This is a genomic window from Chitinophaga sp. CF418 (genome assembly GCF_900142925.1).
GTDB lineage: Bacteria > Bacteroidota > Bacteroidia > Chitinophagales > Chitinophagaceae > Chitinophaga.
On the sequence record NZ_FRCN01000002.1, the window covers coordinates 480,463 to 500,690 of the forward strand.

A 20,228-nucleotide genomic window follows, 5' to 3' on the forward strand; every position below is an offset into this window, starting at 1 on the left:
AGAAAAACTTAACAGCCCCTGCTTGCAAGGGGCCACTGTTTCCCGCCAGGGGGCAGGTCAAAAAAGAAGGAGCACCCCAGCCACAGCGCCGTTGTGCTCCTATCTGTTACACAGCTAAAACTCTCTCCTGTCGTTTCTTAAAATCCGTAAAATTATACCCCGTCTCTTTCTTAAATAATTTGCTGAAATAACAGATGTCCGTGAAACCTAAATCCCACGCAACCTCTTTCATGCTGCTATCTGAATAGGCAGCATACCTTTTGGCTTCCAGTATGACACGTTGCCGGATATGGTGACCAGCGGTATATCCCGTGGTCTTCTTTATAGCCTCGTTCAGGTAACTGGGAGTAACGCACATGATATCTGCAAATTCAGAAACCTTCTTATGTGCTTTGAAGTGCTGATCAATTAACTGAATGAACCGCTTTGCCTGCCTGACGTTATGATTTTGCTGACTGGAAGGGGCGGTACGCGATTGCCTGGACATGTGAATGAACAGGATGTTCAGGTACCGGCTTAATATATCTGAGCTGTAGATCTGTTGCTGTGAATACTCCTGGATCAGCTTATCCATGATTGTCTTCATCTCATGACGAATCTCCTCACTATAGCTGACATTCGCTGACTGGATCAATACCAGGAGCAGGTCTGCATGGTAAACAGAGTTATACTCCTGCAGGAAGAGCTCATTAAAACGGATGATATACCCGTGAGCATCACTATCTGCAGTAAACTGATGTAATTGATTGGGCATGATGCCGAATACCTGGTCTCCTTTGGGAGAATAAGTTTGCATGTCGACCTTCAGTGTACAGTCACCGGAAACCGCCCAGATGATCTCAATAAGATCATGCGCATGCGGAGCGGAGTTATTGAATTGACGATTGCCTGCAACCTGGTCAAAAGTATGTATCTCAAAAAATGGCTTGGTGGTATTCATGACATCAATATTTAAGCGTACTTATTAATAACTCTACAGAGGCAAAAGGATCGCCCTGGTAATGATCGCGGGCTGCATTGAATATAGGATGTAGCATAACTGGTTGATTTGGATTTTTCGAAATGGATCTGTTATCGTCGCTGATATAAAACTACCCCAATTGAAAGGCGGAAGGAAGTACCGTTCGCCAAACGGGCAAAAACTGTCGCCATGAGGGGGGACTTCGCGCAAAAAAAAGGAGCAGTCACCGACTGCTCCTTTTAAATAACCGGGTTAACATTACACCTGTGAAAAAAAATCTTCCGCCTCCCGGAGGGCATTATCTGTAAATGATTTCAACATATCGATATGTATAAGTAAGGGAGGAGCGATCTCTGTAGCTGATTCCAGTTCGTCCAGCGTGGGAAATAAACGCTCCGTCAGTCCCATAATTGAAATGGTCGTCTTCATATTATGAGCTGTACTTCTTAATGTTTCAATATCGTTGTTGTGAAAGGCTGATTCGAGTAATGAAATCTCCTGGGGCATTGCGTCAATGAACTGCCTGGTCACTTTTTTCTCATACACTTTATTGCCCCGGCTGATCTCCTTCATATAATCCAGGTTGATGTACTGGTAATCCGGAGTTGCGGCTTTAGCTTGCACATACTGTCGCTCCTTAAGAGTAGAAATAGAAGCAAACCGGTTGATCAGCTGATATAATTCCTTTTCATTGATCGGCTTCGAAATATATTCATTCATTCCACTGCTGAGACATTTTTCCCGTTCCCCTGCCAGGGCATGCGCCGTCATGGCAACTATCGGAACATCCAGTAGTAGTTCTCTCCGGATGAGACGGGTGGCGGTATATCCATCTATCTCCGGCATCTGGATATCCATCAATACGAGGTCATACCTGTCTTTTTTCAGATAATCGATGGCCTCTGTTCCGTTGCTGGCCATATCAAAAGACAGGTCCCACTCTGTAAGGAGATGTCTCATCAGGCTGCGGTTCATCTCATTATCATCTACCACTAAAATTTTTACGGAACGGTTTGCAGTAATTTTGAACTGGCTGATGTCTACCGTCTCGGGTACCGGTACCTGCCTGGAGGCAATGGCATAAGGAATGAAGAATCGGAAAGTTGTACCTTTTCCTGGCTGACTTTCAACACTGATATCTCCTCCCTGCAACATGACAAGGTCTTTTACAATGGAAAGTCCCAATCCGGTACCACCGTACTTGCGGGTGATAGAATCTTCTGCCTGGTGAAATCGGTCAAATATGGAAGAGAGCTTGGACGGTTCAATTCCGATCCCGGTGTCTGTAATAGTAAATCCAAGCTGTATAATATTGTTGTCACTCTGTTTATTATCTACGGAAATAACGATGCCTCCTTTTTCCGTAAACTTGAGCGCATTCCCTATCAGGTTGACAAGTATCTGCGTCAGGCGGGTGGCGTCACCTATCAGGGTGTCTGGCACTGAAGGGGATATTTCTCCCTGTAACACCAGTTTCTTTTCTTTTACTTTCTCGCTAAAAAGCGTCTGAATGGAATGGAGTAATCCTCTTACACTGAAAGGATTGGCCTCAATCCTGACCATACCGGCTTCGATCTTGGACAGGTCAAGAATATCGTTAATGATAGTGAGCAGGTTCTCCCCTGCTTTCTGTATGGAATTAACGAACTCTGTAGAACCTTCGTCCAGTTTTCTGGACTTCAGCAGATTGGTGAAGCCCAGTATCGCATTTAAAGGCGTCCTGATTTCGTGACTCATATTGGTCATGAAGTTCTCCTTGATCATGGCGATTTCCCGCACTTTCTTTTCTGACTTGTCCAGCTCGAGGATCAGTTGCTGTTGCTGACGTATCCTGGTTATAACGAACCATAATACTCCTCCGGCGGTCAGTAGTATCAGGCAGATGAGGATGATGCCCCAGTTCCTGGCTTTCCGGCTGCTCTCATTGATATTGTTACTGAGAGATGTCATAATAGTCTGCCGGCTATCGTAGATCTTGCGGGTGATAGTGCTGATCTCATTTGAGATCTCCCTGGCACGTGGATTGGCGATCAGGCTGGTGTCGTCCATTCTGCCTGTCCGGAAAAACTCGTGCATCAGCTGGTTCTTATTGTGAAGCTTCTGGCCGGCCAGGTATTCCAGCCTTTTGATATACATTGCGGCGCTGTCGTCCTTGTTTATCTGTTTCAGCGTATCGACGAAGGCTTCTACTTCGGCAATTTTGGCGTCCACTCCCTCTATATGTGAGGTGTCATCAGTAGCAATAGCGGCACGGATACGGCTTTCTACCCAAATGATGTCCCTCTCCAGTTCACGTAACTTATTGCCTGTCTGTAGTTCCTTGAGTAGCTTTTGGTTGCCCGTGATCAGCTGATCGATGTTCCTGGAGGAATTGTATTGCACAAATGCCAGCACGAGGGTACCGGCAAGAAAGGCAATCAGGATCAGGTATGTAAAGCGATTGTTATTCATTATCAATCAGTAAAAGTCTTTTGCCGCCATCACATCCGTCGATTACTTTCGCCAGGAAGGCAAAAACGATAGCTGGATGCCCCTTAAAAAGGGTGGAAATCAGAGCACGTTCATCCGCTTGTTGAGTATTTTGCGGTAAGCATCAGCTACCGGAAGTGACTTGTCTCCTATCAGCACGGCCCCATCCTGCAGGGTGTCTATTTTGTCGATCGCTACCATATAGGACCGGTGTATCCTTAAAAAGCGGGCTGCAGGTAGTCTTTCTTCCAATACCCGCAGAGAAACGTGGATGGCGAAAAACTTCTTTGCTGTGAAGATCTTTACATAATCCCCCATGGCCTCAGCATACAGGATCTCTTCCAGCTTCAGTCTTCTTACAATATTGGAATCGCGGATAAATATGAATTCATCGTTTTCCCAGCGCATCTCCTCTTTGTTGCTGTCCAGGATCTGACGGACCTTTTCTATGGCCTGAATAAATCTGCCGGGAGTAATGGGCTTTACGAGATAATCTGCTACATTCAGCTCAAAGGCCTCTACAGCATACTCTTTTTTAGAAGTGGTAAAAATGATGACCGGTCTTTTATTACCGAGATTCTTTATCAATTCAAGCCCTGACATGCCTGGCATTTCAATGTCCAGTAACAGGAGGTCTACAGGGTTGTCCTGGAGATAATTGTAGGCATCAAGCGCACTTCCGCATTCACAGGCAACAACAACGCCTTTGATCTGGCTGGTCAGCTCCAGAAGTGTGCTACGTGCAATGGCATTGTCGTCAATAATAAGTGTGATCATATAGGTTGATAAAGCTAATTTTTGTGGAGTCAAAAGTCCTTAATTCCGTGCCAATTGATAATTCGTTGAATATTAATTGAATGTAATTTTTTAGACAAAATGAAATGACGATATATCGTTATTTCGCCAACATGATAGCTATTTTGCTGTTTATAAAGCAGTTATATTTGATAATCGATGAAATGTCCCAACGCTGGCCCTATGCTTTTAATGTTGCTACCTGAACACCAAACTTATGTTTTCCCGGGAAACATTACAAACCATTAATTTTTTACTTTTCTTTTATGAGATCACTTAGGTAAGGGGATAAAAGACACGCTTAAATATGCTACAATATAAGTTAAAGGAAGCATTCCTTTTTAAGATATTGTTGTACCTGTAAATGAATGAACCATTCATATCAGGAAAGTGGAACAAGGAATATTATGGGTGGACAGGATCCGGAACCAGAAGATCAAAAGAACCGGGTATCAAAGGGGCATATGATTAAATAAAAAGACACTATTGCCAACGCAATGCAAAGGATTAGCTGTATTCATCAGCCAATTGTTCATTGCATTGAACAATTTCTCTCTAATCATCCCTTTCAATCTCTGGTAAGGCCCTCACTCCCGCTATTATCGTCTCGCCGGCATTATCAACAAGACCTGCACCCCGGTACATTCTTGTTGCGACCATCACAGTTTCTTGAAAACCGGAGATGAGTGCTGTGTTGGCAATATTGTTGTCTCTTGTCAGTTCAGTGGCCCGCAGGCTGTTTACATAAACCATACAATTAAAATTTTTTAATGAACTATTTTATTCGCGCAGGAAGTACTCGCAAATGCATATGGCTTTGCCCGGAAGGTGAAGCCCATACCCATGATGTATCCCATTGCTTCTTTTAATGCATCATTACTCCTGAAGTTAGGATTGGTGTTGATATCCGCATGTACTTCCATATCTACATTGTACCTGGTAAAGATGTTGCACAGGGAATAGGCAACTTCAATACTCCTGCCCACCTCTTCAAGCATCCGTTCTTTGATACTCATTTTGCGCAGTGTGCTGTCGGCGTGGATGTACATGAAACCGCCCTTACCTTTCCGGATAAAAACGATCACGGTAGCGAATTCGGTCACGCTACCCTTTACCTGGCTATCGGTTCCGATACATACCTTCAGGTCATTGCCTGCTTCTTTTTCTGCTGACAGCATATTGCTGATTTCATCGGCTATCGGCATGTTGATCTTTTCACCACTCAACCTTCTCCATTTGTTGATCTGTTGCATTGTTATGTCATGTTTTTACTGATACCATTTATTTAAAATAGCTTGTGATGCCAGGGGGGATCGAACCCTCCAACTCCAGGGCCTTATGAGAGCCCCGGCGTTTTACCGTTGAACTATGGCACGTTTGGTTTCCAAGCTCAGATTCGAACTGAGAACATCACAGTCAAAGTGTGATATGTTGACCATTACACCACCTGGAAAATTGTCGACCTGACCGGATTTGAACCGGTAACCTGCTGCGTATAAGGCAGTCGCTCTCACCATTGAGCTACAGGTCAATATGGGTAACAAACAATAAAAAACCCGGTCGCGATAAACGACCGGGTTTATATGTAACTGATATAAGCGTACGCTACCTCAGACTATAATTGGGTCGTTGAAAAACAGGGTATAGATCATTGCCTGGATACATCCACACATAGCTATGGCCGGTGCCCGATAATGGTCGTGCACTGATCTGTTTAAATCGTATGGATGATATTTGTATTTGCTGCATAGCGTAATTTCAGGTAAAAGAAAAAGCCCCGCAATTGCTTGCGGGGCCTGTGTTATATTGAATCAGTTATTATCAACTATTCTGTAGCATAACATGCCCCGCAAGCGCTATTGCCATCAATCTGGCAATAAAAACTTTCTGGTTTTGAATGTAGCTGTATGCGTAACATGATATTGTTTGTATTTTTGTTTTGACGATGCAAAGATGAAACTATTTTTCCGATAATAACAAATTCCGGAATAAGTTTTTTCATGAATTTTATGTTACGTTGAATTATAACCCTATATACAATGAATGATATTATCATTGAGAAATTGCTAACGATAGAGAAGGAAAAGAATGTAAAGATACTCTATGCCTGTGAGTCCGGAAGCCGTGCCTGGGGCTTCGCATCGCCTGATAGTGACTATGATGTAAGATTCATTTACGCACAACCTGCTGATAATTATCTCAGTATTGAGGATCGGAAAGATGTGATAGAATTACCCGTAAATGAAGTGTTGGATATCGGTGGATGGGATATACGAAAAGTATTACAGCTGTTCCTGAAATCGAATCCGCCCTTATATGAATGGTTGCAATCACCTATTGTTTATAAAGAACAAGGTGGTTTTAAAGATGAATTATTGCAATTGGCCGGGAAATATTTCTCCGGCCGTGCAGGCTGTCATCACTATATTTCCATGGCAAGGAATACCTTTGAGTATGATTTGCAGGGAGAACAGGTGAGGATCAAGAAATACTTCTATGCATTACGTCCTGTATTGGCAGCCCTGTGGATCATTGAGAATAAGACAGTGCCTCCTATCACATTTAATGAGTTGAGAGTGCTCATCAACGATAAGGCCTGGAATGAGGCTACGGATGATCTGCTCGAACGCAAGAAAGTATCTGATGAGAAGACAACCATCACGCCGGTGCCCCTGCTGCAGGATTGGATTGAAAAGACGATCGCAGACTGCAAAGAGCAGGCATCACTGCTACCGGCAGTACAATATAACACCACTGAACTGAATATACTGTTCAGAAAATATATCAATGACCAATGACTTTAGAAGAATTGCAATCCGGTACCCAACACCTGCTGTTGAAATGCATCAGCGGAAGCAGGGCGCAGCAGTTACACTCCCCTACTTCTGACACAGATATTAAGGGAATCTTTGTACTGCCCCCCGGGGAGTTGTATGGATTGACCTATACCCCGCAAATTTCAAACAGCTCGAATGATGAGGTCTATTTTGAAATAGGCAGATTTATTGACCTGTTGAGTAAGAATAACCCTAATATTATTGAACTGCTAAGCACCCCGTCCGATTGTATATTATTCCGTCATGCCCTGATGGACCAGATCCGGCCGGAGGACTTCCTGTCGAAATTATGTAAAGACACTTTCGCCGGTTATGCAGCTTCACAAATAAAAAAGGCCAGAGGTCTGAATAAAAAGATTCATCGTCCCTTAGATGAAAGGCGTAAATCGGTACTGGATTTCTGCTACGTTATTGCCGGCAACGGCAGTATTCCCCTTCAACAATGGTTGGACACCCAGGGCTATTCACAGGAGGATTGTGGCCTGACCCAGGTGCCTCATTTCCGGGATGTTTATCTGTTGTTCCATCAACATCAGGTAACGGATAATACCTTCCTGAAAGGCATCATTTCCGGCGAAGCCGCCAATGATGTACAATTAAGTTCAATTCCTGCAGGTATATCTCACCTGGCTGTCATGAACTTCAATAAGGACGGTTATTCTGTTTATTGCCGGGAATATCTCGAATACTGGGAATGGGTGGAAAAACGTAATGACACCAGGTACCAGAATACCCTGACCCATGGCAAGAATTACGATGCGAAGAACATGATGCATACCTTTCGCCTCTTAAGTATGGCGGAAGAGATAGCAGTTGAACGGAAAGTGATCGTACAAAGAAAGGACAGGGAATTTCTGCTGAAGATCAAAAGTGGTGAGTTCGAATACGATGACCTGTTGAAAATGGTAGATGAGAAGCTGGAGAAGATGGATGATCTGTACGATCGCTCGGGCTTGCCGGAAACACCAGATGTAAATAAAGCGGAGGCCATTCTCGTAAATATAAGAGAACAGTTCTACAAACAGAACATATGAACGGAAGGGTATATCAGCAGGAAATAGCTGCAAATGGATTTTCAGTAATAGAGAATGTCTTTACAGATGCGGAAGTCGACTCACTAATCGGACTTATTCAACAGGCCGACAGCTCTAATGAAACCTTCCGTAAAACGAAAGACCTTTTTGCTATCAGGCAGTTCCTGAAAGAAGTGCCTGACGTGGTGCCTGCTATCTTTACGCCAGGTTTGAATGCAACGGTCAATGAACTTTTCGGGACAGGCTACCAGGTGGTAAAATCCATCTATTTTGATAAACCTGGTGATTCCAACTGGTTTGTGTCCTACCACCAGGACCTCACTATTTCAGTAAAAGATAAAGCTGATGTTCCTGGCTTTGGTCCCTGGACAGTAAAGCAACAGCAGTTTGCGGTACAGCCGCCATTAACAGTACTGGAAAATAACTTCACCATCCGTATCCATCTGGATGATACAGGTGAGCATAACGGTGCTTTAAGGGTGATCCCCGGTTCTCATCTCAAAGGCATTTATCGTCCTGAGACGATTGACTGGGCGAAGGAAACGGAAGTGTCATGTAATGTGCGTAAAGGAGGAATAATGATAATGCGTCCGCTACTGCTACATGCTTCCAGCCGAACCACCAATAGTCATAAACGCAGGGTGATCCATATAGAATTCAGCAATCAGGAGTTGCCGGCACCTCTGCAGTGGTCAGAACTGCTGCAATAACTAGGCTTTTACTTCGGATCTGTATTTCCTGATAAAATAAACGATACTGACAATAGTGCCAATAATACCTGCACATCCTGTTATCAGTACCAGCTGTGTATAGAACTCCAGCCAGTTTGCCTGGATGCGGAACAGCGATTTTGTCAGTAATACGCCCACACTTCCCAGGTAGCCAAAAGAATCTGCCAGGTAAATGAGGAAGCCAACATTGCCGGAAAAGCGGAATGTAGCAATAAAACGGTCAAACAATATACTGTTGAACGGAATATAGACCATAAACAAGCCTAATCCCACTAATATCATCCACAGATATAATGATAATCCTGACTGAAGGTAGAATACTGTAGCTACCAGTGAAATAATAAATCCCAGCAGCATGATGACCTGCGTCAGGATAAAGGTGCTGTAATTATTCTGAAGGAATATCATGGCGGCGATCATTACCAGTATGATCAGGGATATGATAGTTTCCGTCCGGGTAAATACGCTGGCATCAAATGGCTCGCCGGAGGCCCGCCACATATCAGCCATAAAGCTGTCTCTTACTTCTCTTAGTATGGTGACGAGAATGTAAATGATAATGAGCATCACCAGGCCGGGAAGGAACCTGGCCAACAGTTTTTTCCTTTCTTCTGCGGACATCGGTAGCCGGTGCATACGTAATGCTTTGTCTTCTGCATCAGGGGGCGGAATCTTTTCCAGCAGATATACAAACAGCAATAGCGGCAGGATGAACAGGGCGCCGACTATAAACGGCATCCGGAACTCATTTACTCCGAGTGATTCCATGACCCATTGTGCGGTAAATTTGGCCAGTCCCGAAGCAAAGATAAAACTGACTGCCAGGGCTGCACTGATAAGGTCTGTTGTGCGCCGGCCTTCCACATAGGAAAATACAATACCCCATATCATGCCAAGAGGAAAACCATTGAAGAAAAGACACCAGAAATTATAAGGTGGAGGTATCAGGGCAAACAGCAGCCATGCCGCCCAGGATAATCCTACCAGTATCAGTATCAACCGGCCCCTTCCTACCCTTTCCATTTCTGAGATAAACCGTATACCATAGAACTTACTGCTCATATATCCCAATACCTGGGTAATGACCAGTACAATCTTATAATCCAGTCCCAGAACGGTATGGCCTTCGTAGGCTGCTACATTAAAGGCTTTACGGAAAGCAAAGATGCAGGTATATGCAGCAAAGGTGATCAGTGCAGAAAAGGAGGCTACACCAAGCTGGCGGGAAGAGAAACGATTAGATATTGGCTGACGCAAATGAACAGGTTGATGGTACCTGCTAAAAATAGTAATTAATTGCGCTCGAGGAACAATGCTTTTTCCTGAATTTTTATTTGCTTACGGAACGAAGATTTGTAAGAGCCTGCCACAATATCTCCCATAATGGTCACCAGGTAACGCTTTGTGTGGGAATGACTGGTATTGAAGGTGAAGGTGAAATGTTGGTCTTCGGTCAATGGCTGCAGCATTTTAGCCTTGCAGGGCAGTTTCTCGTAAGAGGTAGCCTCACACTTTCCCACACCATTCCTGACAGCAACAGGCAAGAGTGGTGTGGCATTGGCCGGGGAAAGATTTATTTCGAGATTATGGAGGTACACTGTATCCCTGATATCCTCAAAGTTAAGAACCACGTTGAGTTCGTTATCGCCGTTGATAAGAAATTCGGGTACTGCTGAAAGGTAGGGGCTGATTGAAGTATAGGCTGCCGCACGATCATACAACACAACTGTATCCAGTTTGTACGCAAATAGGAAATAACCGCAGATAGCGGCGGCGGTTACAATAAAGATGGTAATGCTGTACTTAAGCATGTGATAAAAATAGGGCGCATCGGGAAAAAAGAGAATCCCTGAAAACAGGGGTTTTATAAACGAAGAAGGGATGACCTTTTATCACCCCTTCTTTGTTGGTACGAATATTTGCTTTAGCTGCCCAACTATGTCTCCGCCACCGCTTAGCGTAATGTTGCTGATCTTGTCTGCTATCTTTTCCACATATTCCATCTCCTTCAACTTGAACAGCATTTCATTTTCTTCCATCAGTTTCGCTGTATTCAACAGGCTACGCGTGCTCGCTGTTTCTTCTCTTCGCATGATGCTGTTGGCTTGCGCCTTCTTTTCAGCTATCAATACCTGGTTCATGATCTCCTTCACATCACCTGGCAATATGATATCGCGAATACCGCAGTCCAGGAGTTGTACACCCAGGAGTAGCGCCTTTTCTGTTACTGTATTCATGACCATTGGAGAGATCTCGTCTCTTTTGTCCAGCAGTTCATCCAGTGTATACACTGCCACCTGTTCCCGCAGGGCCAGCTGCAGTAATACATACAGTTGCTTATCATATTCCTTGTTTTCCACCAGCTTGTAAATGTCTGTCACATTATAGCGTACAGTGAAATTGATACGGATATTGGCCTTGTCCTTCGTCAGGATCTCCTGTCCGTTGATCTCCATCTGTAACTGGCGGATATCTGTCTTGTATACCGTCAGTGCAATTGGGTTCTTCCAGAAGTAGTGTATACCTGGTTCAAGCGCCTTGTTGAACTTCCCGTCTACGTACAGCAATCCCTTTTCATAGGATTCTATAGTGTAGAACCTTACATAAGGCTGCAATTCCGGTCTTACGAGGATGGCGCGTTCCACTTGTTCAGTGATCTCATACTTTGAAAGATCTATAAGCGTAACGCTGTATTCCGCAACCCCCTTCCAGTAGGCGTGCTTTCCCGGCGTTAATACAGACTTGAATAGCCCATTCTCGTACAGCAGAGCAATTTCCTGCTGCTTTACAGTGATCACTTGCAGTGCTTCCGCCAGATCTGCATATTGTAATAGTATATTCAGGTCCACAGAAGGTTGGAATGGCTTCGCCATATCATAAAGCATCACCTGTTCGTTGGACTTCACCCAGTGAGTTCCTTCCTGCAGCGTCTTCATGTAGCGATTGTTTCGGAACACCAACGCCTTGGTGTATGCTGCTACTTTTGTACGTGATATCATAAATTTATTGTTTTCGGTTTAGGGATTAGTAATTATCATATATATAGACTCCCTGAGGAGTTGTGTGTCTGTAGGGTAGCTACCATTTCTGTTACCTGCGGAAGCGGGCTTGAGTTGTTGTTGGTGAAACATGTTCCCGGCCATAGCGCCCGGCGGGCTAACAATGGTATAGGGATACCGGGTATAGGGATAAACCAGGCGCCCGGCCAGAGAGCAGTTGCACGTTCAACAGCGGTATCTGCCTTTTTCAAGGCGGTTGCAGATGGAAGGGAAAGCCTTTTGCCTTCCTGCCGGGCTGCTACCCTGTCTTAGTTAGAGGCGACAATTGTTAAAGCAGTTTGTCGCTGCTGGAGTTTGGATTTCAAGTCCATGTTTGAACCTTTAAAGGGTTCTAAGTCTATTGCTCTACCTATCTGAGCTATCCTTTTTCAGAGGAGCGGGAATCGAACCCACGACCCATAGAGTCACAGTAACAAACACTTGCAGCAGCAGCATATTACCAGCGATTCGTGGCAATACTACGGGGCCATTCAGAAACCCTCATCCGGTCCGCCGCAGCCTTTTGTAACTGTATCATCAACGATGACAAAACAAAGGTGAAAGTCAAGTGCGCACTTTTTTTGCGCATTAGAATATTTTTTTTACTTTTTGAAAAAATATCCTGATGCCCGTTAATAAGAATGCCCTTATCCGTTACAGAACTATAGATTCCTGTCTCCGGAACCGTTTGCGGAAATGGACATTACAAGACCTTATTAACGCAGTAGGAGATGCATTGTATGAATACGAGGGGGTTGAAAAAGGTATTAGTCGGCGGGCCATTCAGATGGACCTGCAGGCCATGCGGAGTGACAAATTGGGGTATAGTGCGCCGATCATTGTCGTAGACAAGAAATATTACACGTATGAAGATTCGGATTATAGTATCACTAAAATTCCTTTGAACGACGTTGACCTGAGCCGTATGAATGAGGCGGTGGAAGTGCTTAAACAATTCAAAGGGTTCTCTCATTTCAGTAGTCTGAACGAAGTAGTGCAGAAACTGGAGGATCATGTATATGCCGCCTCCCACAATACACGGTCAGTAATTGATTTTGAAAAAAACGAGCGGCTGAAAGGACTGGAACACCTGGAGCTGCTATATCAGTCTGTCATACAAAGAAAAGCCGTTAAGATCAGTTATCAGTCTTTCCGTGCGAAGAGTGGCAATACTTTTGAATACCATGTCTGGTGGCTGAAAGAGTTTAAAAACAGGTGGTTTGCAGTGGGGGTAAAAGGAAAAGGTATGGTGGTCACCCACCTGGCCCTGGACAGGATACAGGAACTGGAGTTATTAGATAACAGTTTATACATCGAGAATGATGATGCGGAGCCGGCAGTCTATTATAAAGATGTGGTAGGTGTAACAGTTTCCACTAATCTGCGGGCTCAGAACGTAAAAATACTTGTCAGTCATGAACATGCGCCATACATTCTCACGAAACCGATGCATCACTCCCAGGAACTCATAGAGACCCGGGAGGATGGCATTATTATTAACCTGAAGGTCCAACTGAATTTTGAGCTGGAAAGGGAGATCCTCGGGTATGGAGATGGGATGATCGTTCTGTCTCCCGCAAGCCTGGCAGCCAGAATGCATAAAAAAATGCAGCAGGGAGTAATTAATTACAGCGACCCGCTACTATTCCACAAAACTGAAAAATGAAATCGAAGCTTATTTGTTTGTTATTGCTAGTTGCATGTAAAACGTCATTCGCCGGTTCTGCCCAGGATAGTTTATTGGATAAGCTGAACCTGACAATTGAAAATGCGCATGTATATGATGCAGAGAAACTGAAACAGATCAATACCCTGAGGCAGGCATTTACTGCTGCGAGGCATTTACCGCTGCAGCAGCAGTTTGAGATCTGTCAGCAGTTATATGAACAGTTTAAGGTTTTTAAATATGATTCAGCCTTTGCTTATGCCCGTAAACTGCAGGAACTGGCCCGTGAAATGAATGACTCGCAGCGGATCAATTATGCCGGCGTTAAGCTGGGGTTCGTGTTGCTTTCTTCTGGTATGTTCCGGGAGGCTGGTGATTACCTGCTGACTGTAAATGTCAATTCCCTGCCAGATACTGCCAGGGCGGAATACTACTCATTAAAGGGACGTTATTACTATGACATGTCCGATTACAGTAGTGATACTTACTTTGCACCTGCCTATACCCGCCAGGGGAATATATACATTGATTCTGCTCTGATGTTATATAAACCACATTCCTTCAATTATGACTATAGTTATGGTTTAATGTATCAGAAAAAGCAGATGATGGACAGTGCGAAATACTATTATACGCTGACGGTCGCCCATCAGGATATAACTACGCACCAGCAGGCGATAGCTACTTCCTCGCTTGGGAATATCTATGTAAAATTAGGCAAGCAGGACAGTGCGATCATTATGATGACAAGAGCTGCCATGGCTGATATCATGTCCTGTACAAAGGAAACAACGGCCATGTTCATTCTGGCAGAACTGCTTTTTAAAGAACGGGACGTTAAACATGCATCCCGGTATATAGAATATGCTGTAGCTGACGCCTCATTTTACGGGGCGCGTTTGCGGAAAGTGCAGGTTAGCGCCATCCTGCCTATCATCGAAGTGGAAAAGATTAATACAGTAGAGGCACAGAAAAAGCTGTTGTTTGTTTATTCCACTATTGCCACCCTCCTGTTACTGGCACTGATCTGGTTGTCAGTGATCATCTTCCGGCAGTATAAAAAACTGCAGGCTGCTCAGCAGGTAATTACTTCCGCCCATGCATTGCAACAGGAGATCAATTATAAATTGATGGAGGCCAATAAAATCAAAGAGGAATACATTGGATATTGTTTTCAGATAAACTCATCTTACCTGGACAAGATCAAGAAATTCAAGAAATTGGCTGATCAGAAATTAACTGATAATAAATATGCCGAAGTCAGGTATCTTGTTAATAATATAGATCTTAAAGAGGAGCGGGATGAATTGTTCAGAAATTTTGACCGCATCTTCCTGAAAATATTTCCCAACTTTGTAACAGTTTTTAACTCATTTTTCAAAGAAGAAGACCGGATCAGGTTAAAAGACAACGAACTATTGAACACAGACCTCCGGATTTTCGCCCTGATAAGGATAGGTATCAGTGACAATGTAAAAATTGCCCAGATCCTTGAATATTCAGTGAACACTATTTACACTTATAAAACCAAGATCAAAAACAAAGCAATCATTCCAAAGGAGGAGTTTGAAGAGCGGCTTATGGACATTAAAGCGCTTTAAAACAGGTCTTTAAATGATAAGAAAACCCGGTTATTATCATTATATATCAATAATGATAATATAATATTAATAAATTGATAATCAATAAATTGCCGCTTATGAGAACATCTTTTGACCCAATATTTTCTATATAACGATCATATAAATTGTTAACCTGTGTCAGGCAGGTTTACTTTGACCTATCGACCGCATCAGTGAAACTATCCGTTGCAGGGAAGAACCAGTGAGACCACGTTACGATAATGTCAAAAATCCAGTTATGAAACAAACGTTCACGAGCCCTAATTAGAGTTTAGTCAGGACTTATTGTAGTGACATTAATCACGTTGTGAAGACAATCGGTGCAGGGTTAATTATTCCACGTTTGGCGAGCTGCCAGGCTTGCCAGACCCATTCATTTAGGCATCAATATTCCACAAACCAATAAAAACTGATCTATGACCAATCTTCTATTTCGCAAGGTGCGTCTGTTATGCTCGTTGCTACTGCTAGTAGCAGGCTTAGCCAGCGCGCAGACCAAACCCGTGACCGGTAAGATCACGGACGAAAATGGTAACCCTGTTCCCGGCGCGACTGTACAGGTAAAAGGTACAAACACGGGTACCGCTACTACTGCAGATGGCACATTCAAGTTGAACGTACCGGCAAATGCTACCTCACTGGTAGTTTCTTTTGTTGGATATGTACAGCAGGAAATTGCTATCGCAGGCAAGGCTGATTTCTCTATTTCATTGGTGCCAACCAGCACTACCCTGACGGACGTGGTCGTGGTGGGTTATGGTACTACCCGGAAGAAGGACCTCACCGGCTCCGTGGTATCCATTAAATCAGCCGACTTTAACAAAGGTATCGTGACCGCCCCCGATCAGCTGATCCAGGGTAAGGTGGCCGGTCTGATGGTGGTAGCCAACAGCGGGGCACCAGGTGGTGCTACAACGGTAAGGATCAGGGGTAACTCTTCCGTAAGAACGGGTAACCAGCCACTGTACGTAGTGGATGGAATGCCTTTGGATGGCCGTACTGCCAAACCTTCTGTAAGTGCCAATGGTCTGGGCCAGACTCCGGATGCCAACCCGTTGAACTTTATCAATTCCTTTGACATCCTCTCTATGGATGTATTGAAAGACGCGTCTGCCACCGCTATTTATGGTGCCAGGGGCGCGAACGGCGTAGTGATCATTACTACCAAGAAAGGTGCAGTGGGAAATCCCCGCCTGGATGTAAACTACTCTGCTGGTATGAGTAAGATCCTGAAAAAACTGGACGTACTGGATGCTGCCGGTTACAGAAGCGCACTCAAACAGTACAACCTGGCCGGTGGTGACGAAGGTTCAAGTGTAGACGCGATGCAGAGCATTCTTCGCACAGGCGTTACGCACAATGTAAACGTCGGTATCAGCGGAGGTGGCGAATCAGGTGTCTACAGAGCTTCTTTCGGTATGCTGGATCAACAGGGGATCATAAAGAAAACCGGGTTGAAGAAATATACAGCTAACCTGAATGGTCAATATAAACTGCTTGACAATAAGAGGCTGGGTGTGGATTATTATATCCAGGCAGCACATACCACTGAGCAGATTGCTCCTATTACCAGCAATGCTGGTTTTACTGGTAGTTTGATCGGTCAGGCGCTGCAATGGAACCCTACCCTGGCATTACGCAAGCCTGATGGCTCATTTAACGTGTTAGGTGTTGGTTCTGCAATCAATCCGGAAGCCATGTCTGCAGCCTACGATGATAAAGTGAACATTAACAGCATCCTGGCGAGTGTGTCTCCTTCCTATAAGTTCACCGATGAACTTGAATATCGTTTTAACTATAGCATCAATCACCAGGTAGGCGAAAGGGAAACACAGATTGCTTCTTTTATTAATATAGACCAGGTGTTTGGTAACGGTCAGGCCTATTATGGCAGCAACACGCTGACTTCTCAACTGATGACACATACCCTGAACTTTAACAAGCAGATCACGCCAGCGCTCTTCCTCGGTGCCGTGATCGGGTATGAACGTCAGAAATTTGATTATAAAGGCAGATCTGTAGGAGGTCTTGGATTTACTACGGATGAGTTGAAATACACAGACATCCTCCAGAACCCTACACAGACTAATACATTCCTGAGCTCCTTCCGCAATCCGAAGTCTGAACTGCAATCCTATTTCGGTAGGGCGAACCTGAACTTCCTGGATAAATACCTGCTGACCGCTACTTTGAGGGCAGATGGCTCAAGTAAGTTCGGTTCTAACAATAAGTATGGTTATTTCCCTTCATTTGCAGCCAAATGGAACCTGAGCAACGAGGCTTTCCTGAAGGATAATAAAACCATCAACCAGTTAGCATTACGTGTTGGCTGGGGTATTACAGGTAACCAGGAGTTCCCGGCAGGTGCTGCCCAGGAACAATACACGCTTAATTCAAATGGCGGCGCCAGCCTTAGCAATGTGGCAAACCCCAACCTGAAATGGGAGAGCTCCAAACAGCTGAACGCCGGTATTGACTATACTTTCTTCGGCGGCAGATTATACGGTAGTATAGATTACTTTCATAAGAACACCTCCGACCTGCTTTTCAACTTCCCTGCTATCCAGCCTGCACCAGCTTCCAATTACTGGATCAACCTGCCGGCTAACGTGATCAACAAAGGGGTGGAAATAGTATTAAGAGGAGATGTGGTAGCTACCAAGAACTTTACATGGAACCTCGGTGTGAATGCTACTTTCCTGAAGAACAGACTGGAAAACTATGACGGTCCTCCGGTACTGACAGGTTCCATCAGCGGACAGGGTGTATCTGACGCATATGCACAGCGCCTCACCAACAATCAGCCTTTGAACTCTTTCTACCTGAGAAAATTTGAAGGTTTTGATGACAATGGTCAGGGTAAATACACCGATGGTGGTAACAGCCTGTTCTACCTGGGAGATCCTAACCCTAAAACAATGCTGGGTATTATCACTGCTGTAAACTACAAACATTGGTCATTGAACATCAGTATGCACGGCGCTTATGGTTTCGACCTTTATAACAATACCGCCAATACTGTACTACCTATCAACAACCTGGGCTCCAGGAATATTGCCGCTGACCTGGTGGGAACAAAGGAAAGTCTTTCCAACCCTATCACGGTGTCCAGCCGTTATCTGGAAAAAGGCAATTTCATGAAAATGGATAATGCCACTATCAGTTATAGTATCGGGAATATCGGAAAGGTGATCAAGAATGCATCTGTATACATCACCGGACAAAACCTCTTCATCATTACGAAGTATTCCGGTTTTGATCCTGAAGTAAATACAGATAAGAGTATCAATGGTGTGACCTCTCTGGGTATTGAGTATTCACCGTATCCGACAGCCAGGAACTTTCTGGCCGGCATCAATTTCTCGTTATAATTCACTGATCTAAAAAACTACTACTATGCGATTGAATAAAGCATTCATCATATTATCACTTGTGTTCGGATGTGGAATGGCATCCTGCTCTCTCGATGAAGAGCTGGGCTCCACGCTGACGCGTGAACAGGCAGATTCATTGATCAAGGTCCCCGCACTGTTGATCTCCGCTTATAATGGTCTGCAATTGCCTTTTCAGGACCAATCCAACTTTTGGGCATTGCAGGAAATGACTGCAGACGAAGCCGTAGCTCCTACCCGTGGGGGTGACTGGGATGACAATGGCGTATGGCGTGCGCTGAAACTGCACAACTGGACACCAGATCATACGTATATCAGCAATACGTTCTCCAATATCCTGCAACTGCAGTTCCTGGCATCCAATGTGCTGAGTTTTAACCCTACTGCACAACAGGCAGGTGAAGCCCGCTTCCTGCGTGCTTTTGCGATGTTCTCCATCCTTGATGGCTGGGGACAGGTGCCGTTCCGTAATCCCGGCGATACCCTGTTGAATGCGCCGAGGGTGATGCAACCGGCAGAAGCTACAGCATATCTCATTAGTGAACTGACAGAGGTCATTAACACACTGGATGAGAATGTACCAGCTTATACAGCTAATAAAAATGCCGCCAGAGCGCTGCTGATGAAAGTGTATCTTAACAAAGGCGCCTGGGCCAATAGGGCAGCTCCCACATTTGACGCGGCAGATATGCAGAAGGTGATCGAACTTGCAGATGCTATTACAGCAAGTGGCAAATATAACCTGACCAATTACTTTGACAACTTCGCGTATAACAATGATGCTATCTCAAAGGAAAACATCTTTACCCAGCGTAATGGTCCCGGCTTCAGTACTGTAAGAAGCGGAAACGCCGTGTTCTGTCATTGGGCGCCTACCCTGCACTACAACCAGGATCCCAGTGGATGGAATGGATATGCAACCATCTCAGATTTCTATGACAAATTTGAAGCAACTGATGTGCGCCGCGGAGGATCTTATCCGGGTGTGACGGAAAAAAGCGGGCTGAAAGTTGGCTTCCTGGTGGGACAGCAGTATAATGCTGCAGGTACTGCGCTGAAAGACAGAAAGGGGAATCTGCTGAGCTTCACAAGAGAACTGAAATTACAGGAAACAGATCCGAACACACTGGAAGTAACAGGTATCAGGGTAGTAAAATATCCGCCTGATATGACATCCAATGAAACCAAGAGCAGTAATAACGCTAACAATGACTATGTATTCCTGCGTTATGCAGACGTACTGCTGATGAAAGCCGAAGCGCTGCTGCGTACAAACAATGCCGCTACTGCCCTGACGATTGTTAACCAGATCAGGACTAACCGCCTGGCCAGCGCCTGGGTTACCATAGATCTCGCCAAACTGCTTGATGAGAGAGGTCGTGAGCTCTATTGGGAGGGATGGCGCAGGCAGGACCTGATCCGCTTTGGTAAGTTCCTGGATGTATGGCAGCTGAAACCTTCCGATAATCCGAAGAATTTGTTATTCCCAATACCTACCAGCGATCTTGCTGTTAATAAGAATCTCAAACAGAACGACGGTTATTAATAATCTTCAGAAGAGACTGCACTATGCAGTCTCTTCTGATCATTTCCACATACTTATTTACAAAGATGATTGCCCTGCAGATCTTACGCAGGTGATCATATAGGGAGTGATTTGTCCTGAGATGCAGCGTATGAGCA

16 protein-coding genes and 3 tRNA genes are annotated in these 20,228 nt (G+C 44.6%); 7 read left to right on the forward strand and 12 right to left on the reverse strand.

Annotated features, from left to right (window positions below):
* Positions 1–106: 106 nt before the first annotated feature.
* The 9 genes from F3I09_RS06575 to F3I09_RS33995 form a co-directional block, all read right to left on the reverse strand.
* Entirely contained in the window at positions 107–940 is an 834-nt protein-coding gene (locus F3I09_RS06575; protein ID WP_149694246.1) for a helix-turn-helix domain-containing protein, read from the reverse strand.
* Between the two features lie 279 nt (positions 941–1,219).
* Positions 1,220–3,412 (reverse strand): ATP-binding protein, encoded by a 2,193-nt coding sequence (locus F3I09_RS06580; protein ID WP_149694247.1) that lies wholly within the window; start codon positions 3,410–3,412, stop codon positions 1,220–1,222.
* 99 nt (positions 3,413–3,511) lie between these two features.
* On the reverse strand, positions 3,512–4,207 hold the full coding sequence (locus F3I09_RS06585; protein ID WP_149694248.1) for a LytTR family DNA-binding domain-containing protein: 696 nt from the start codon (positions 4,205–4,207) through the stop codon (positions 3,512–3,514).
* 573 nt (positions 4,208–4,780) lie between these two features.
* Entirely contained in the window at positions 4,781–4,978 is a 198-nt protein-coding gene (locus F3I09_RS06590; protein WP_149694249.1) for a hypothetical protein, read from the reverse strand.
* 14 nt (positions 4,979–4,992) lie between these two features.
* Positions 4,993–5,478: a ribonuclease H-like YkuK family protein gene (locus F3I09_RS06595; protein WP_149694250.1), complete on the reverse strand. Its 486-nt coding sequence runs from the start codon at positions 5,476–5,478 to the stop codon at positions 4,993–4,995.
* 45 nt (positions 5,479–5,523) lie between these two features.
* A tRNA-OTHER gene (locus F3I09_RS06600) sits at positions 5,524–5,600 on the reverse strand.
* Between the two features lie 3 nt (positions 5,601–5,603).
* Positions 5,604–5,678 (reverse strand) — tRNA-Gln (locus F3I09_RS06605).
* Positions 5,679–5,683: 5 nt separating this feature from the next.
* A tRNA-Ile gene (locus tag F3I09_RS06610) sits at positions 5,684–5,756 on the reverse strand.
* A 294-nt stretch (positions 5,757–6,050) separates the two neighbouring features.
* Positions 6,051–6,227, reverse strand: coding sequence for a hypothetical protein (locus F3I09_RS33995; protein ID WP_188133711.1), 177 nt, complete (start codon positions 6,225–6,227; stop codon positions 6,051–6,053).
* A 37-nt stretch (positions 6,228–6,264) separates the two neighbouring features.
* On the opposite strand from F3I09_RS33995, the gene F3I09_RS06615 reads away from it, so the two are divergent.
* The 3 genes from F3I09_RS06615 to F3I09_RS06625 are packed head-to-tail and all read left to right on the forward strand — an operon-like array spanning position 6,265 to position 8,806.
* Positions 6,265–7,023: a nucleotidyltransferase domain-containing protein gene (locus F3I09_RS06615; protein WP_149694251.1), complete on the forward strand. Its 759-nt coding sequence runs from the start codon at positions 6,265–6,267 to the stop codon at positions 7,021–7,023.
* Entirely contained in the window at positions 7,020–8,096 is a 1,077-nt protein-coding gene (locus F3I09_RS06620) for a DNA polymerase beta superfamily protein (RefSeq protein WP_149694252.1), read from the forward strand. Before F3I09_RS06615 ends, F3I09_RS06620 begins: the two co-directional genes overlap by 4 nt.
* Complete coding sequence (locus tag F3I09_RS06625) at positions 8,093–8,806, forward strand: phytanoyl-CoA dioxygenase family protein (protein WP_149694253.1); 714 nt, start codon at positions 8,093–8,095, stop codon at positions 8,804–8,806. Before F3I09_RS06620 ends, F3I09_RS06625 begins: the two co-directional genes overlap by 4 nt.
* Here the strand turns inward: F3I09_RS06625 and F3I09_RS06630 are convergent, their stop codons facing one another.
* The 3 genes from F3I09_RS06630 to F3I09_RS06640 form a co-directional block, all read right to left on the reverse strand.
* The gene (locus F3I09_RS06630; RefSeq protein WP_223233153.1) at positions 8,807–10,084 is read right to left on the reverse strand and encodes a DUF5690 family protein; all 1,278 of its coding nucleotides are present in this window, start codon (positions 10,082–10,084) and stop codon (positions 8,807–8,809) included.
* A 35-nt stretch (positions 10,085–10,119) separates the two neighbouring features.
* The gene (locus tag F3I09_RS06635) at positions 10,120–10,638 is read right to left on the reverse strand and encodes a hypothetical protein (protein WP_149694254.1); all 519 of its coding nucleotides are present in this window, start codon (positions 10,636–10,638) and stop codon (positions 10,120–10,122) included.
* An 81-nt stretch (positions 10,639–10,719) separates the two neighbouring features.
* Positions 10,720–11,826 (reverse strand): slipin family protein, encoded by a 1,107-nt coding sequence (locus F3I09_RS06640; protein ID WP_149694255.1) that lies wholly within the window; start codon positions 11,824–11,826, stop codon positions 10,720–10,722.
* 664 nt (positions 11,827–12,490) lie between these two features.
* Between F3I09_RS06640 and F3I09_RS06650 the strand changes: the two genes are divergently transcribed.
* The 4 genes from F3I09_RS06650 to F3I09_RS06665 all read left to right on the forward strand — a co-directional run bounded on the left by F3I09_RS06650 (position 12,491) and on the right by F3I09_RS06665 (position 20,091).
* On the forward strand, positions 12,491–13,531 hold the full coding sequence (locus F3I09_RS06650) for a YafY family protein (protein ID WP_149694257.1): 1,041 nt from the start codon (positions 12,491–12,493) through the stop codon (positions 13,529–13,531).
* The gene (locus tag F3I09_RS06655) at positions 13,528–15,132 is read left to right on the forward strand and encodes a DUF6377 domain-containing protein (protein WP_149694258.1); all 1,605 of its coding nucleotides are present in this window, start codon (positions 13,528–13,530) and stop codon (positions 15,130–15,132) included. Before F3I09_RS06650 ends, F3I09_RS06655 begins: the two co-directional genes overlap by 4 nt.
* 437 nt (positions 15,133–15,569) lie before the next feature.
* The gene (locus F3I09_RS06660) at positions 15,570–18,524 is read left to right on the forward strand and encodes a SusC/RagA family TonB-linked outer membrane protein (protein ID WP_149694259.1); all 2,955 of its coding nucleotides are present in this window, start codon (positions 15,570–15,572) and stop codon (positions 18,522–18,524) included.
* Between the two features lie 25 nt (positions 18,525–18,549).
* Positions 18,550–20,091 carry a RagB/SusD family nutrient uptake outer membrane protein gene (locus tag F3I09_RS06665; RefSeq protein ID WP_149694260.1) on the forward strand — a complete coding sequence of 514 codons (1,542 nt, stop codon included), beginning with the start codon at positions 18,550–18,552 and terminating at the stop codon, positions 20,089–20,091.
* Positions 20,092–20,228 lie beyond the last annotated feature (137 nt).